Here is a 15060-nt window from a genome sequence, read left to right on the forward strand (position 1 = left end):
AGGGATTTTGTTGGTCTGCAATTAATGGAACAAGAAGTTCTAATGAGTTAAAGTTTAGATTTAAACAAAAAAGTGTTACAGATGTACAAGGAATGTCCTTACATAGTAACTCCATATCTTCAAAATATATAGTTTCTATTTGTAATAGTGATTTTGTAAGTAGATATACCGAATCTTTTGTTAATTCAACTGTTATTTTTCAGATTAACGATGCACGACAAATTCCGATTATTATTCCAGCTAGCGAGACCTTAGAAACCTTCGAAAAACTATTTAATTCAGCAATTGAAATCAAAAAAGCAACATCATTAGAGACAATATCATTAAATGAAGCAGAAAGGAAACTCTCCGAAATACAAGAAAAATTAGATACAATAGTAAATGAATTATATGGTATATAGTTCATTTACTAAAACATCTATTTCTTGTTGAATATTATCAAGTGCTATCTCATTTGATTGCTCCTTTTTAATCTGAACGGCTTGTTTAAAAAACTTTTCAAATTTCTCTAAGGTAATTTTATCTGGTATAATAATGGGTAATTGTCGAGCATCATTTATCTGAAAGTGAGAGGTATTATTGATGAAATTATCCACATATAAGCTAATTAATCTTGAGTTTATTAAACAAACATAATACCAATCAGGTAATGAAGGAAGCAAAGTAAATAAGCTCATGCTTAAAACATCAAAAACACCATTCTTTTTAAGTCTTGATTTTAAGTAAGTACTATTTACATCTGTCCAACAAAATCCCTCTCTAAAGTAGAACTGGTAGCCTTGATATCTTGCTTTTGGATCAGTTTTAAGGTAACCGACACTATAATTGGTACAATTTTTATTATATTAAAGTAAAAGTATATTTTTATGGTGTATGGATATATCAGGGTCAGCACTGACCGACAAACAGTAGAAAACCAACGTTTTGAAATTAAAAACTTCTGTAAAAAGGAAGAATTAAAAGTGGATAGCTGGATAGAGGAAACGATTAGTGGCACTAAGGACGTTGACAAACGAAAATTAGGCGCCTTGCTTTCCAAAATGCAGAAAGGGGATATACTTATCTGTTCTGAACTCTCCCGCTTAGGACGTAATCTCCTTATGATCATGGCCATTCTTAATGAATGTATGAAAAATGATATCCAAGTATGGACTATCAAGGATAATTACCGCTTAGGGAGTGATATTAGTAGTAAAGTATTAGCCTTTGCTTTTGGTCTATCCGCAGAGATAGAGCGTAACCTTATCAGCCAACGTACCAAAGAAGCCTTGGCTCGCAAAAAAGCGGAAGGCATTTTCATAGGTCGTCCTAAAGGAAGTCTTTCAAAAAAGGTGAAACTTACAGGTAAGGAGAAAGATATACAAAAATATATAAAGCAGGGTATGTCTCAACGACAAATTAGTGAGAAATTAGGTGTCTCAAAAGGAACTGTCAATCGTTTTATCAAGCGAGAGAAACTACATACCTATAAGAATATAGCCCCTGAAGACTAACAATCTTTAGGAGCTATCTGCTTTCCTTCAACTTTTTCTTTCTCTGCAATAGCTGCTTCCCAGCGCTTGGCCATATTTCGATTAGCTTGTTTGGAGAGTGCCATGATTTCATCTCGATACTTGATAGGCATACCATATTCGTCCTCCTCTAAGACTTCAACTAAAGGCTTTGAAGAGGGTATATTACTTTGGGATGATTTTTTCTTTTTAGCAGTCACTTAGTACTTCAAGTTCTTTAAGCATTTTGTCAGATTGTTGAATCCTTTTATTTACCTTTTGGGCTAATCTTTTAGCTTTTTGAGCGGTATCATCAGCACTTTCGCACATAGCTTTTGCCCATTCGTCGGGGTTCTCACGCATAAGAGCGCGCATTTGTTCGTTGATAAGGTCTTCCTCTTCTTCAGTTTGCGCCTCTACATATCGTCTTTTAAGTTCTAATACCTTTTCTAACATAATTAAAATTTTAGATTAGCTACCAATTTCCTTTAATCGTTCTACAATTTCATCTATTCTGCTATCATAGTAGACTTTTATTTGTATGCCTCTTGTAGAAATTTCTCGATAAAGATCTAAAAAGAGATTTGAGTTCTTTCCAAAGGGCTTTTTTTCTTTTCTCTCTTCAGGAGTAAGCATTTGATTAGTAAATAATGTAATGCAAAGGTAGTACTTATTTTTATTCTACACAAGAGTTTGCTGTTTTTTAGCTAGAAATCAGCTAATTTTAGTCTATTCTTGGCCTATGAGGGTACAACAGGACAAGAAAAACGCATCAAGGAGCTGTTGGACAAGCGAGTGTCCTACTCCGCTATTGGGCGTATCCTTGGCGTACACCGCCTGACCGTCAGCAGCTTTGTAAAGGAAAAACTTCAAATCTCTTAAATACTTAACTTTATTTTTTATTGTATAAATTCTTACTTCTCGCATAGCGTTTCCTTGACTTTGTCTCTGTGATTGTTGTACCTTTGCCTCACTATTCACTATTCACTATACATTTAATCATGAACGAGGCTTTAGACATACTTTGGACATACGCACGCCGCCAGGCGATTGATTGCAATGGCAAGATGGTAATCCCTACCATTAACCAAAGCATTGCAGCCATCCGTTTGATCATTCGTTTAGAAGGGGCTAAAAAAAGTGATGAGAGAAAATCAAAAAGTGAAGAACAAAAAATGATGAGGGAAGAACAAAAAACAATGAGTGAAGAACGAAGAGTAAAGCCAAGCAAAAACTTAGAGCTTGGATATGTGGGTGAAGAACAAAGCGTGATGAGTGTCACTGACTATACTCCCTTTGAGGAGGAAGAGGACGAAGAGGTATCTCCTTTCGCTCCTTTTCTATTGGACGAAGATGAATGGTCTTGTTCGGCTGACAACCAACTTCCTAAGGAAACGCCGCTTTCCACTATTCACTATTCACTATCCACTCAAAAGCTCCCCTCTCTTGTTCCCGCCGCGGAGACTTCTTATCACCAGCAACTCAAGAGTTGTGCTAAAAAATACTTTGAAAAATATATGAAACCCAAACCTTTCTCTAACGGAAAGTGTCAGCAGACGACCTCTTGCAAGCGCCCATACGTCGCAAGCAATCGCCTCCATGACGGCTTTCCTACAAAGAAGCAACACCCTACGCTACACTATCCCTATATGGGAGTTACCCAAGCAGATCTGCTCTCCAATGTAAGACCACCACCTAAGAATTTCAAGCTAGCAGAGACCAACCACTAATGCAAATCAATAGTTATAGTCAATCAAAAATGGCTTGCGAAAAATTAGCATGAGCAGGTGTAGGGGCTAATTGCCATTAGCCCTTGAAAGAGAGCAAATTAAGAATCAATCTCTTGTTCTATTTATTCGCTATCTAAATATGATTGACTATAAAGATAAAATTGACTATAAAGATAAAAGTGAATAGTGAAAAACACTCTTCACTATTCACTTTTCACTATTCACTATTCACTATTCACTTTTCACTATTCACTATTCATTTTTCACTCCAAAGACCTCTGCCAGCATACAGCGGGCGCTACCACCTCCGCATACCTCTATCGTGGAAAGGTCGCTATAGAGTATTTGGGTATGTCGCTCTATGGCGGCTATCTGCTGAGGAGTCAGGGCATTATAAGCCGTCTTGCTCATCACCAAGTACTTGGCATCTTTGCCTTTCACTTGGAGCATATTCCCAACAAAGTAATCCACTTGTTCGGGACTTATGGTAATAATCTCCTTGTGATCTTCCTTGAGGTGATGGAGTACATTCTTGCGTTCGCTCTTATCCTCTATCACATCAGGGCAGATAATAGCAAAGGTCTCCCCAAGTGCCATCATCACATTGGTATGATAGATAGGTTTTAGCACTCCATCTGCATGCTGGAAAGCCTTGAAGATAACAGGTGTATATTCAAAATCCTCACAGAACTCAATGAATAGCTCCTCACTGGCTCTGGCAGAAAGCGCACAATAGGCCTTGCGATGGATTCTATCCAAGACCATAGCGCCCGTCCCCTCCAAGTAGAGCCCTTCGTTCTCTGCTTCTGTATAGTCATATACGTTCTCTATCTCAAAGCCTTCTGCTTCCACTATATCCAAGATATCCTCGCGGCGCTCCCTACGTCTGTTTTCAGCAAACATGGGGTAGAAAGCCACATTCTTATTATTGTGAAAGCTAATCCAGTTGTTCGGAAATATAGAATCAGGTGTATCCTGCTCGTAGATATCATCCACTACGATGACATGTACACCCACCGCCCTGAGCTTGCTGACCAAGGCATCAAACTCCTCTTGTGCCTTTAGGTTGATTTGCTCATTGGTGATATCGATTCCTTTTTGGAAATAATTATTCACCAAGGTCTGCTCATTCGTCCTAAAACGCACAGGGCGTATCATCAGCACCGTATCAGTAATTTGTTTTTTCATATTATTAGTCATATTATTAGTCACTAATCACTCGTCATTAGTCACTCGTCACTGATTAAGTATATACGCAAAGATAAGCGGTGCCACGATAGTAGCATCGGATTCTACGATAAACTTAGGCGTATCTATATCCAATTTCCCCCAAGTGATCTTCTCATTAGGCACTGCCCCTGAGTAAGATCCATAGCTGGTAGTAGAGTCAGATATTTGACAGAAGTAAGACCAAAAAGGTACACCCTCCCACTCTAGGTCTTGGTACATCATAGGCACCACACAGATAGGGAAATCCCCTGCGATACCACCACCTATCTGGAAGAAGCCTACGCCCTTACCTGCTGAATTGTTGCGATACCATTCGGTAAGGTAGATCATATATTCTATGCCTGTCTTTACCGTATGTGCCTTTAGGTTTCCTTTGATTATATTGGCAGCAAAGATATTTCCCGTAGTGGAATCCTCCCAGCCTGGGCATATGATAGGAATGTTCTTTTCAGCAGCAGCCAATATCCAAGAGTTCTTAGGGTCTATCTCATAGTATTGTTCTAACACACCAGAGCGTACCACTTGGTAAAGAAATTCGTGTGGAAAATAGCGTTTGCCCTTTTCTTCGGCCTTGTGCCATACTTCCTCTAAGTGTTTTTGCAAGCGGCGGAAAGCCTCTTCCTCTGGAATACAAGTATCGGTTACACGGTTGTAGTGTCCGTCCAAGAGTTCGCGCTCTTGTTCAGGTGTAAGGTCTCTATAGTGAGGTACACGTTTGTAGTGAGAGTGTGCCACAAGGTTCATCACATCTTCCTCAAGGTTTGCCCCTGTACAGGAGATAATATCCACCTTGCCTTGGCGTATCATCTCAGCCAAGGAAATCCCTAGCTCTGCTGTACTCATCGCACCTGCTAGTGCCACAAGCATCTTTCCTCCTTCTTGTAGGTGAGTTTCATAGCCCTTAGCTGCATCCACTAAGGCTGCTGCATTAAAATGTAGAAAATGCTTCTCAATAAATTGAGAAATGGGTCCTTTATTCATCTTAAAAATATTTAATTAGTTGTTATACAATTTATTAGAAAGGATAATTAATTCCTATGTTAAAAACAAAATTAGAGAGTTTCAGCTTATTTGTCCAGTGTTGAGTAACCCGCTGTGAGGGGTTGTATAGCTTCATTCCGAAATCCCCACGTATGACAAAGTAATTCAGATCATAGCGCAAACCAAACCCAGTGGATAAGGCTATATCCGATATATCCGAGAGCCTATCCAGCATGGCATCTGTCTGATTCTCACTATCCATGAGGTGCCATACATTCCCCGCATCCAAGAAAAGTGCTCCCTTCAGAGCACTGGCTATGGTAAAGCGGTATTCTGCATTGGCGGCCAATTTGAAATTGGCTTCGTTAAACTCTAAAACCGAACCCGATGAGCCTGGCCCTAGGGAGTAGGCGCGCCAACCTCGGTTGTCATTGGCTCCTCCCGCAAAGTAGCTACGCGAGAATGGGATATTCTTCCCATTCCCATAGGGCATGGCAAAGCCAATAAAACCGCGTAAGGCTAAGACCTCTCCGCTATTTTTTCTAGTCGATAGCGGAAAGTGCTTGATGTATTCCACCTCTGCCTTGGCATATTGCGCATAAGCCACATCCAAAAACTTACGTTGTCCTTCTTCATCCTCAGGGAGCTTACGTATGATATTCACCAGCTGAGGAAGATTCCCCGCTGTCTCCACCTTCACTCGGAATTGCTCATAGGTAGGCTCATAGTAATTCAGTGTATTGTTGGACATATAGGTGAAACTAGTAGCCATAATCAGGTCATTGCGTGTCAGATGGTAAAAACGCTCATAGAGGTTGAGCAAGTCCAAATTCCTCTGGGCTGGATTCGTCCAATCCCTGCGAAACATATCATAGATGAAATACTCATAGGCTGCTCTTCTTTTGAGGTTGCCTCTATCATCTAAGTAGTGAGCAGGCGCAGTGCCTTCTTTCCTTACAATGCCATTGAGCGCTTCATACGAACTCTCATATACATTGAAATAATTCTCAGGGTTTTTGTTATGTACATACTCTATATCCAAGAGTTCCAATATGTTGCGATTGGCTGTATTAGGACTCCAGGTATAGCGGAGTACCCCTGAGGTCTTCTGCCTGTCCAAACCTATATTCTCTTGGGTACTAGTGGAGAGTTGTAACATGGTCTGGGGGGTCTTAGAATAAGGAATAAGTGATTCTATCCTACCGAAAAACCATATACGCGGAATGGTCAGGCGCAAACCGCCTCCATATTCAAAGAGATTGAAAAAGGCAGAACTACCATCCAAGAATTGCTGTGCTCCCATGGTGATACGTGGAGTTACCTCTAAGGTTTCTGCCCCTCTAAAGACATTTCTTGCAATAAAAGAAGTACTAAACCCTATCCCAAACTCCTGTATAGAGGAGCGAGAGAGTTCCAAATTGGTCTCTATAGAAAAGCGTTTGAGTGGTTCCAAGTGTATATCCGCTTCCAAAACCCTTTCCAAGGTATCATTCTTGGCATAGTGATATTGTATATTGGGATACTTAAAAGCTCTAAGGTTGTTAATCTGCCTATAAGCATTGTTGCGGTCTATATCTCGGTAAATACTCTCCGAACGCAAGGCAATAGCATCATAGAGGGTTTGCTTACGATAGCGCAACTTATGGCGGTAATAGTAAGTAATCCCTTTGTATTCTAGCGAATCATAGGGGGTATTCTCAGAAGAAGAATCATAATCGGTATAGAGGCGTACTTTCCTTATTTTGTGAACCTTATAAGGTTTTTGCGTGGGGGGATCGGTAGAGCGATCTATGTAGTTGGCTATGGTAGTGGTCACATTGATCAGCGAATCGTTGTTATACACTACCGTATCCCGTGCTATGGTAAAGTCTATAGCACTTTGCTGAAAATTATAGAAGCCATTATTGCGCAATAGGCTAGTAATACGTGCCCTTTCACTATTGAACTTCTCTAACTGGTAGAAAGTCCGTGGCTTAATAATACGTTCATTTATACGCTTTTTGTAGAGGGAATCAATCTCAGGAGAAAGGATTTGGGTATCCAAAGAATCAATATAATAGCGGCGCCCCCTATCTATATGGTAGGTTACTGAAGCTTGTTTTTCTTTGTCTGTAGGAGTGATTTCATAGTGGCCTATATTATTAAAATAGCCCACACTGTTGTAGTAAGCATGGAGGGTATGTGCCGATTTGCGAGTCTCCACTGTATCTATAATCACAGGTGCTTGTCCCATTCGCTGGAGCATACGATCCTTGCCCGAAACCAAAAAGGATTCCCCCAAGCGTTGGGTTTGTTTTTTAGAGAGAAAGCCATCTAAGAAGCGATGCCACTTAGGATGCCTTACAAGCCATTTTTGATAGTTTTCCAGAGCATGGTCATCGGCCAAGTTATAGATAAGCAATCCCAGTGGAATCCCCAACAATCGCGAATTGGGTTCCTGGCGTAGATAGCCATAAATATTGGCATTTTTAGGTTTTTTATCATTAACAGAAATCGTATTCTTACGCAGCAGATACGCTCCCTCCGGCACTTTTTTTGTAGGATTACACCCCAGCAGATAAGCCAAAGCAAAGAGTAAGAATACTATTTTAGCAACAAATGTATGCTTCATCGGATAGCCTCAAAATTTCGGCTCAAAATTACAAATTTTATACGATAATACAATTATAATTATCAATTGTTAATTGTTAATTGTTACTGGCTATCTCCTGCTCCGATGCCAGCATAGAAAAATTAGTTTTCAAATAGAAAATCAAAACCATAAAACTTATTCAGTTCTGTATAATGTCCTTTACAAAGCATTACAAATATGAGCTTTTCCTCATCATATATTCTATAGACAAGTCTGTGTTCATCTGTAATCCTCATTGACCAAATATGAATTTCTTGAGGGTCTAAAGTAGGGTCTATCTTATCTACATCTTTCAAACGTTCTGGTTTTCCTGTTCCTTTTCTTGGTGAGACTGATAGTTCAAGTATTAGTTTATTGATTTTTTCTAAAACCTTGACCTTTCCCGAATTACGAAATTCTATATATTGCTCCTCAAAGATATGGCTTAGCTTGAGAGTATATTCCATTATCTCAATGAATTAAGATGTTCCAAAATCTCTTTTTCCCCTCTCAATTCTTTACTGCTATCAAAGCTCTCCATTGATTTTTTCATAAGTTCATAATATTCCTCCTGAGACATTTGAACCTCTTTTTTCTCTCTTTTGTCCTCTACCAAAGTCACATTGAGTGCTTTTAAAAAACTATCTAACAGAGCTACTTGTTCTTTATTTTTCAGACTGAAGGAATATCTTACTCCTGGTTGTATTGTCGTTACCATAGTGGTATATAATAAAGTTGATGCAAAGGTACATCAAATATTTTATCTAGCAATTCTTTTTATTGAAAACTTCATTGTTAATGACCATCAAAGATAGAAAATTATTTGTGTATAACTAATTCATTAAGACGCAATAAACTCACGTCCCTACACAAGCGCTAACTAAGACCATTCCTTGCTTAGTATAGTCTCCCGTAGAGACTCAATTTATTACGTCTTAACAAGTTATATATCAATTATTGATTCATATCAATAACCAATCTACTATTGCCAGTTGATACTAACATTACTTATTTCAAGATTTTTGCTCTCTGTTTTCCAATCATCATATGCCCCAAAAGAAGTTACTATAGAAACAAAACTTAGTCCCTTCACACTGGGTAATATTTGTTTAAAAGTAACACTTGCTTTCATTGGTACTTCTGTAGGTATTTTATTACATACTGAAAAAAGAAAGTTTACTTTCTTTCCTATAGAAGCAGTTTTTACAAGATACTCATTTCCTTCAAAATCATATGCTCTTATACCATTTGCAACATAATTAAATGAAGAATTATCGCTATCTACAAAGCAGACATTCTGATGAACTAACTTATGTGAAATTAGAAATTCCAAAGTAACTGTTTGTTCTACTTTATTCCCTATAACAGAAAGTAGTTTTACCTCAAACTTGGGAGAGAAACTCTTGATAGTACCATTTTCCTGATTTGTATTAGTATCTGAAGTTTTCATTTTATCTGCCACTGTTTGAAAATCAGCTGTTTGAGAGACAACCTCTCCCATACGAAGAGCATCATCTATAGCAATAACTATTTCTTTTTTGTCTGTATATCTAAGTATAGCATACTTAACCACCTTGCCATCAACCATTTCTTCTTTGAAAGTCTTAATTATAGGTCTGGTTAATTTTGCAAGATCTTCCTCTGTTGCATTTACTGCTTCTTTTTTTCCTACCTCAGTCCCATTCATGGTATCTATATAATCCCTCACGGTAACTATATCCTTAATAAGGATAGTACCATATGTCTTACCTCTTGAAGGAGTACCAAAGGAAATAGCATCTCCCCTTTTATAGGTATGATTATCAACAGCTACATATTCTTTTCTTGAATTCTTGGAACTCTGCCCTGACAAAGAGCCAAAGTTTAATACCATTAGCAACAAAAGTGCTATTTTTTTCCCTGTTTTCATTGTTCTTATTTTAATAAGGCAAAATTACTATTATTGTCTTATTCAAAGACTTTATTTTTTTACTAATAGGAGAAAAATATTACTAAGAGTTAAAAATATTTCGTACCTTTGCCGCAAAATATAAGTATGTCATTAGGAAAAAAGTTAAAACAAGCGCGCCTTAATAAAAATCTTTCTCAAGATTTTATGGCTGAGATGTTGGAAGTTTCTCAAAAAACATATTCCAACTTTGAAAACAATAAGACAACCCCAAATTTTTCACAAATCGAGGAAATTTCTAAAATACTGGATATAAGTATTTTAGATTTCTTAGAAGATACTGAAAAATATAACTTCTACCAAAATAACACAGGTACAAACAATGGTTTTGTAGTTAATAATTTCTCAGAAAAACTTATTGAACAATATGAACTTCGAATTAAAAAATTAGAGGAAGAAAATGCGTATCTAAAATCCCTATTAGACCGAATGCTAAAATAACTGATTCTTACAAAAAGAGCTTCAAAAATAGATTGAAGCTCTTTTTTTCTATTTATCAATTAATATATAATAAACTAAATATCAAACAACTACTCTCCTAACATTAACAATTGACAATTATTTTCTCCTCCTTCTTACAAACACTACCAGTCCCACAAGGGCTACTAGTACCGCCACACCTATCCACAAACCATCTAAGGAGACTTGCTTCTTTTCCTGTCCTGTAGTCGTTTCTTCTTTCTGGAGTACTTGGCTATTCTTGGTGTCATATACCTCCTCTGAAGCATTATTGGCAGCAGAAAGTTGTTTCTGATATACTTGCGCATTGGCCGCAGGGGCTTTTTGCGAGATATATTCTTGCAATTTCTTATTCTCAGAAGAGAACTGAGAGGAGGTTACCCCATACTGCTTTACCAAATCGGTATGGAGACTCGCCAAATGGGCAATCTGTGCCTCTGAAGCCTTCCACATACCTTTGCGAGTAGCCTCTAGCATCACCGCTGTTACCTCTTCCAAGGATACGGCATTCTCCCGCTTGATAAAGTCGGTCACGCCCAACTGTTGCTTGTCTTCTATATAAGTATCATAGACTTCGTTCCATAGGGCATCATCTATCAGTTCAGGACGGGTAGCCTCCCAGCCGTGCATATTGGTTACTATCTCTTGGATTTGTCCTGCCGCAGAGGCCTTTCCTTTCATCATCTCCTTGATATACTTAGGATTGAGTATGGTAGCGCGTGCCTCTACCCCTATGGCTTCCTTCAATTCTTGCAGGTGCATGTTCTTATGATTGCGATAGTCAGCCAAGTAGGCATCAGGATCTTTGCCTGTTACCTCTTTGATAGCGGCATTCATACCTCCCATAAACTCATATACGTGGTCAAGGCTCAAGGCGCCCCAAGTATTGTTCTGGCGTGGCTGAATAAGTACATCGGCATGCTTGATTGCAGCACGAAACATGCCTTCTTGGAACTGACTCCAGTTCTCTTTAGTGCCATAGAATGCGCCCATATTGTGCATATACACTTGGGCAATATCGCTTTGGCTCTCCCACTTATCTCCTGCATTGATGAGCTCCTTAATACCTGTGTCATACCTACCTTGTAGCCCTCCGAAGATACGCTGAGTGGACATCTCACGGGCTTCCTTAGGCGGCACCCCTGCCTCTACTAACTCCTTCTCTATATCCACAGTACCTGCACTGACCTGGTTGGCGTAAGGCTCTTGAGGGAGCGCACTGACCATCTCTATGGCCTTGGTAATAAGGAACAAACGAGAGGCGGCCAAGTCACGGAACTGACCAGAGGTCTGTATCACCACATCTATTCGTGGACGACCCAGTTCCTCTGAAGGAATCAAGCGTATATCACCCACTCGGCCAAAGGTATCCCACACGGGTTCTACTCCCAGCATATAGAGGGCTTGGGCTATGGATACACCCTCGGTCTCTACAAACTCAGAACTCCAGAAGGTATAAGCGATTTTCTTAGGATATGTGCCATGTTTTTCCTTATATTCGTTCAGTACATTTTGGGCTAAGGCTACCCCTCTGTCCCAAGCCAATTTGCTCGGTGTGCTCTCGGCATTAACCGAATAGAGATTATGCCCTGTAGGTACTCCTTTAGGGTTGGCTACAGCATCACCTCCTGAAGATGGAGGGGTATAACCTCCATTAAGCGCATTGAAAAAGGCTTTTTCCTCCAAATGAGGACTTTGTTGTAGACCATCTCGGTAGAAAATGATATTGGTAATAGCCTCTTCTATTGCTACTATGGCACGTGCTCGGTCTAGCTTTGCTTTTTTGGCAGCCAATTCGGCTAATTCCTTCTCAGTAAGAGGCTTGCGCTCTTCTTTCTTGGCCGCTGGTTTCTTAGTTTTAGTAGCCTTACCTACCGCATCGGGTTTCTTACCCTTGACTGTATCTGTCTTGGCGTGAGCAGAGGAATCCTTGGCTTGTGCCGCTTCCTTATCCATCTGTTTTTTAAGGAAATAAGGCATACCTAATTGATCTTCAGCGGCCACAGTTTCCTTAGCTTTGGCCAATTCCTCTGGGGTGATATGGGCATAACTACAGATAAGTTCAGTGGTTACGGGTTTACCTGCAAGTACCTGACTCACAAGGTTTTTAGCTGGATTGAGGTATTGCTCTGAGAAGAATACCTTGCGCTTGAGGGCTTGTTCTGTTACCTTACCATCTATTTTATTAAGTGCGGCTACACTATAGGCTATTGGGTCGGCTGACATGGCCACTACAGTAGAGTTGATTTTATCCGCTGGATAAGGTATCCCCATGGTATAAAGCTCTCCGTTAATCTTCTCTGTGGCAATCTCTTCGGCAAAGTTGGACAAGCGATCTATCTCTGCTTCCGTATAGGGCTGGGTGAGGATACTATCCAAACGCAAATCACGATGTAAGCCCATACCTACAGCCAACTTTTTGATATGTAGCGAAATAGCATTCTTATCGGTTGGATTCTTTGACTTCTGGTAGGAGAGAATCGTGTTCTCTAGCTCATTGAAAGTGTTGCGCATATCACTCTCAGTAAAGGCAGGAGTAAGATAGGACACTATAGAACCATACGAACGGCGCTTGGCCATCATCGCCTCCCCTATATTGCCTATCGTATAGTAATAGAAGTGTGGCACTATACCGACCAAGATGTCTCCCCAATCATAGTCGGAGAGGGTAACCTGCTTATGGGGGGTAAATTCCAAAGAGCCATGGGTACCAAAGTGAATAAGCGCATCGGCCTTCAATCCGTTTTGTACCCATAAGTAAGCCCCTATATAGGCATAAGGGGGAATTTCCTTAACCCCATGCTGTACCTTGAAATCATCTTCGGTACTGATAGCCGCAGGGGGTTGAGGCAATATAGTTACATTGCCAAAAGTAAGGCGTGCCACTGCCAAATAGTCCTTGCCATCCTTATGGGTAGCTAAGTAGTTGCCTGGTACTGCCCCATTGTGTGTTACCACTTCTTTATAGAGGTCTTGGGGCAGCGTTGTCTTGAGCCAAGTATCCAGCTCATTAGCCTCTACCAAAGCGGGATTATCCTCTGCTAAAAAGCGTTCTATCTCGCCTTTGGCGCTGGCTCGGTAGGTATTGGCATACTTGTTCAGTAGGGTATGAAATTCCTCTACCGTAGCAGGGAGTCCTTCTACCTTATAGCCCTCTTTTTTGAGTTGTCCTAAGAAATTATAAAGTGATTCTATCACTTCCAATCCTTGTGCCACAGGGGGATTAAGCCCTACTCCCTTAAAATAAACTATGGCCAATTTCTTATCCACATTGGACTGCTTTTTCAGTTGAGTAAAGCGGTGTATGATTTTGGCAAACTTTGCCGCACGGTTACCAATAGCATTGAGAAAATAATAGCCGTCCTTGTTCTTGTCTTGTGCAATAACCACATAGGGGTAGAGCGCTCCGTCCAATTCGGGCATTACCACTGTTTGACCTAAGAAACCGCCTGCCATACCCATCGGGTCTTTCTCCCATTGCTCCTTGAGGGTCAGCACTGAAAGTCCTGTAAAGAAAGGAATATTTTTTTGCTTTATCCAATTGATAAACTTCTCTGGAGCCCCCATCATCATCTGTCCATGTGGAAAATAAACAATCGCATCAGGGGCAATCTCTTCCAAGAATTCTATTCGCTTGGCCTGTGCTGTAAAGGGATACACATTCATACCCTCATCTTGTAGGGCAGAAATCACCCCATTGAGATGCTCTTTGTTGCCCGCAAAAGGATCATGCAAGCCTGCCACTACTGCTACACGTGGAGCCCCCTCTTTGTAGAAACCATGCTCCTTAATGTAATTCTCATAATCCTTTAAGTTATTGAAAGAAAGATCATCATCTAGGTGAAAATAGACATTCTCCTTGCGCTCTATCGCTGGGGCAGGCTCGGAAGCAAACCATTTTTTATCTATATACTTGCGTACATAAAGGGCTAAGTTTTGGTAGTTGTCCTTATTGGCACTATCCAAATACTCTGACACCCGTTTGAGGTCTTTCTCGCTCAAAGTACTGATGTCATTATCAGGATTAGTTACCGCAAAACTGTGAAAAGGTACCCTGCGAGAAATCTCGATAAGCTTATCACGCTGCTCTTCACTGATTTTCATACCCATACCCCAAATCAGTACAAAGTCAAATCCCTTGAGCTTGTCCAACTCATCAGTGGATACCTCTTCAAACTTGATAAACTTGTCCTTGTTGGAAAGGATAATATTCGAGGATTGGTAGCTGAGGAAATTTACCAAGGCAATACGTGTAGGCGAGACAAACCGCTGATACACAAAATACCCCGCCCCACAGAGCAGCAAGGCTGAGATAAGCAGTAGCAATTTCTTTTTCATAAGGAAAGATTTTTTTTCGTCTTTTTACTATTAATAATTAGATTGATTTTATATAAATTAATTCCGCAAAGATACGACTTTTTTCAAAACTAAAATAAAGAAAAGAATTTTTTTAATGATTAATGACTTAAGTTTCGTAAGTTGTTTTTAGGTTGCTATTAAAATTGCAAGTAATTGATAAACAATTATTTGTAAAAACCTCCCCCCTACCCCCCTCCAAAGGGGGAGCTTTAAGGGCGTTGAAATGGTCTAATTTGTTTATTAAATTAGAAA

General features: G+C 39.9%; 14 protein-coding genes and 2 pseudogenes. 5 read left to right on the top strand and 11 right to left on the bottom strand.

Features of this window, described 5'->3' with window-relative positions:
- Positions 1 to 401: pseudogene (locus HMPREF1154_RS13515) on the top strand (restriction endonuclease subunit M); the annotation flags it as partial.
- Here the strand turns inward: HMPREF1154_RS13515 and HMPREF1154_RS13520 are convergent.
- Positions 387 to 677 (bottom strand): BREX-1 system adenine-specific DNA-methyltransferase PglX, encoded by a 291-nt coding sequence (locus HMPREF1154_RS13520; protein WP_232211983.1) that lies wholly within the window; start codon positions 675 to 677, stop codon positions 387 to 389. The pseudogene HMPREF1154_RS13515 and the gene HMPREF1154_RS13520 overlap by 15 nt on opposite strands.
- Before the next feature lie 189 nt (positions 678 to 866).
- Between HMPREF1154_RS13520 and HMPREF1154_RS07230 the strand changes: the two genes are divergently transcribed.
- Positions 867 to 1493, top strand: a complete 627-nt coding sequence (locus HMPREF1154_RS07230) for a master DNA invertase Mpi family serine-type recombinase (RefSeq protein WP_009641930.1) — start codon at positions 867 to 869, stop codon at positions 1491 to 1493.
- Here the strand turns inward: HMPREF1154_RS07230 and HMPREF1154_RS07235 are convergent.
- Genes HMPREF1154_RS07235 through HMPREF1154_RS13345 form a run of 3 tightly spaced genes read right to left on the bottom strand, consistent with a single transcriptional unit; the run spans position 1490 to position 2126 of the window.
- Positions 1490 to 1711: a hypothetical protein gene (locus HMPREF1154_RS07235; RefSeq protein ID WP_009641937.1), complete on the bottom strand. Its 222-nt coding sequence runs from the start codon at positions 1709 to 1711 to the stop codon at positions 1490 to 1492. The two genes, HMPREF1154_RS07230 and HMPREF1154_RS07235, sit on opposite strands and share 4 nt — an antisense overlap.
- Positions 1701 to 1946: a hypothetical protein gene (locus HMPREF1154_RS07240; RefSeq protein WP_009641926.1), complete on the bottom strand. Its 246-nt coding sequence runs from the start codon at positions 1944 to 1946 to the stop codon at positions 1701 to 1703. Before HMPREF1154_RS07240 ends, HMPREF1154_RS07235 begins: the two co-directional genes overlap by 11 nt.
- A gap of 15 nt (positions 1947 to 1961) precedes the next feature.
- Positions 1962 to 2126, bottom strand: a complete 165-nt coding sequence (locus HMPREF1154_RS13345; protein WP_157231254.1) for a hypothetical protein — start codon at positions 2124 to 2126, stop codon at positions 1962 to 1964.
- Positions 2127 to 2243: 117 nt separating this feature from the next.
- Here HMPREF1154_RS13345 and HMPREF1154_RS13120 point away from each other — a divergent pair.
- Both HMPREF1154_RS13120 and HMPREF1154_RS07245 read left to right on the top strand, forming a co-directional pair.
- Positions 2244 to 2372: pseudogene (locus tag HMPREF1154_RS13120) on the top strand (invertase); the annotation flags it as partial.
- A 119-nt stretch (positions 2373 to 2491) separates the two neighbouring features.
- Positions 2492 to 3220, top strand: a complete 729-nt coding sequence (locus HMPREF1154_RS07245) for a hypothetical protein (RefSeq protein WP_034567097.1) — start codon at positions 2492 to 2494, stop codon at positions 3218 to 3220.
- Between the two features lie 252 nt (positions 3221 to 3472).
- Here the strand turns inward: HMPREF1154_RS07245 and ctlX are convergent, their stop codons facing one another.
- From ctlX to HMPREF1154_RS07275, 6 genes are all read right to left on the bottom strand, one after another.
- Positions 3473 to 4408 carry a citrulline utilization hydrolase CtlX gene (ctlX, locus tag HMPREF1154_RS07250; RefSeq protein ID WP_034567100.1) on the bottom strand — a complete coding sequence of 312 codons (936 nt, stop codon included), beginning with the start codon at positions 4406 to 4408 and terminating at the stop codon, positions 3473 to 3475.
- 48 nt (positions 4409 to 4456) lie between these two features.
- Positions 4457 to 5431, bottom strand: a complete 975-nt coding sequence (locus HMPREF1154_RS07255) for a deoxyhypusine synthase family protein (protein ID WP_009641927.1) — start codon at positions 5429 to 5431, stop codon at positions 4457 to 4459.
- Between the two features lie 34 nt (positions 5432 to 5465).
- A complete protein-coding gene (locus tag HMPREF1154_RS07260) occupies positions 5466 to 8042 on the bottom strand; it encodes a translocation and assembly module lipoprotein TamL (RefSeq protein WP_009641934.1) in 2577 nt (858 codons plus the stop codon).
- Positions 8043 to 8164: 122 nt separating this feature from the next.
- Positions 8165 to 8509, bottom strand: a complete 345-nt coding sequence (locus HMPREF1154_RS07265; protein ID WP_009641935.1) for a Txe/YoeB family addiction module toxin — start codon at positions 8507 to 8509, stop codon at positions 8165 to 8167.
- Positions 8509 to 8760 (bottom strand): hypothetical protein, encoded by a 252-nt coding sequence (locus HMPREF1154_RS07270; RefSeq protein ID WP_009641939.1) that lies wholly within the window; start codon positions 8758 to 8760, stop codon positions 8509 to 8511. The genes HMPREF1154_RS07265 and HMPREF1154_RS07270 overlap by 1 nt, the downstream gene beginning before the upstream one ends.
- Before the next feature lie 264 nt (positions 8761 to 9024).
- Positions 9025 to 9951: a hypothetical protein gene (locus HMPREF1154_RS07275; RefSeq protein WP_009641931.1), complete on the bottom strand. Its 927-nt coding sequence runs from the start codon at positions 9949 to 9951 to the stop codon at positions 9025 to 9027.
- A 126-nt stretch (positions 9952 to 10077) separates the two neighbouring features.
- On the opposite strand from HMPREF1154_RS07275, the gene HMPREF1154_RS07280 reads away from it, so the two are divergent.
- On the top strand, positions 10078 to 10431 hold the full coding sequence (locus HMPREF1154_RS07280; protein WP_034567103.1) for a helix-turn-helix domain-containing protein: 354 nt from the start codon (positions 10078 to 10080) through the stop codon (positions 10429 to 10431).
- Positions 10432 to 10548: 117 nt separating this feature from the next.
- Here the strand turns inward: HMPREF1154_RS07280 and HMPREF1154_RS07285 are convergent, their stop codons facing one another.
- Positions 10549 to 14787, bottom strand: coding sequence for a cobaltochelatase subunit CobN (locus HMPREF1154_RS07285; RefSeq protein ID WP_009641929.1), 4239 nt, complete (start codon positions 14785 to 14787; stop codon positions 10549 to 10551).
- Positions 14788 to 15060: the final 273 nt, after the last annotated feature.

It is taken from the genome of Capnocytophaga sp. CM59 (genome assembly GCF_000293175.1).
GTDB lineage: Bacteria > Bacteroidota > Bacteroidia > Flavobacteriales > Flavobacteriaceae > Capnocytophaga > Capnocytophaga granulosa.

Coding starts and splice junctions, on each gene's coding strand:
- HMPREF1154_RS13520 (WP_232211983.1), bottom strand. CDS start 677: ATGAGCTTATTTACTTTGCTTCCTTCATTACCTGATTGGTATTATGTT.
- HMPREF1154_RS07230 (WP_009641930.1), top strand. CDS start 867: ATGGTGTATGGATATATCAGGGTCAGCACTGACCGACAAACAGTAGAA.
- HMPREF1154_RS07240 (WP_009641926.1), bottom strand. CDS start 1,946: ATGTTAGAAAAGGTATTAGAACTTAAAAGACGATATGTAGAGGCGCAA.
- HMPREF1154_RS13345 (WP_157231254.1), bottom strand. CDS start 2,126: ATGCTTACTCCTGAAGAGAGAAAAGAAAAAAAGCCCTTTGGAAAGAAC.
- HMPREF1154_RS07245 (WP_034567097.1), top strand. CDS start 2,492: ATGAACGAGGCTTTAGACATACTTTGGACATACGCACGCCGCCAGGCG.
- ctlX (WP_034567100.1), bottom strand. CDS start 4,408: ATGAAAAAACAAATTACTGATACGGTGCTGATGATACGCCCTGTGCGT.
- HMPREF1154_RS07255 (WP_009641927.1), bottom strand. CDS start 5,431: ATGAATAAAGGACCCATTTCTCAATTTATTGAGAAGCATTTTCTACAT.
- HMPREF1154_RS07260 (WP_009641934.1), bottom strand. CDS start 8,042: ATGAAGCATACATTTGTTGCTAAAATAGTATTCTTACTCTTTGCTTTG.
- HMPREF1154_RS07265 (WP_009641935.1), bottom strand. CDS start 8,509: ATGGAATATACTCTCAAGCTAAGCCATATCTTTGAGGAGCAATATATA.
- HMPREF1154_RS07270 (WP_009641939.1), bottom strand. CDS start 8,760: ATGGTAACGACAATACAACCAGGAGTAAGATATTCCTTCAGTCTGAAA.
- HMPREF1154_RS07275 (WP_009641931.1), bottom strand. CDS start 9,951: ATGAAAACAGGGAAAAAAATAGCACTTTTGTTGCTAATGGTATTAAAC.
- HMPREF1154_RS07280 (WP_034567103.1), top strand. CDS start 10,078: ATGTCATTAGGAAAAAAGTTAAAACAAGCGCGCCTTAATAAAAATCTT.
- HMPREF1154_RS07285 (WP_009641929.1), bottom strand. CDS start 14,787: ATGAAAAAGAAATTGCTACTGCTTATCTCAGCCTTGCTGCTCTGTGGG.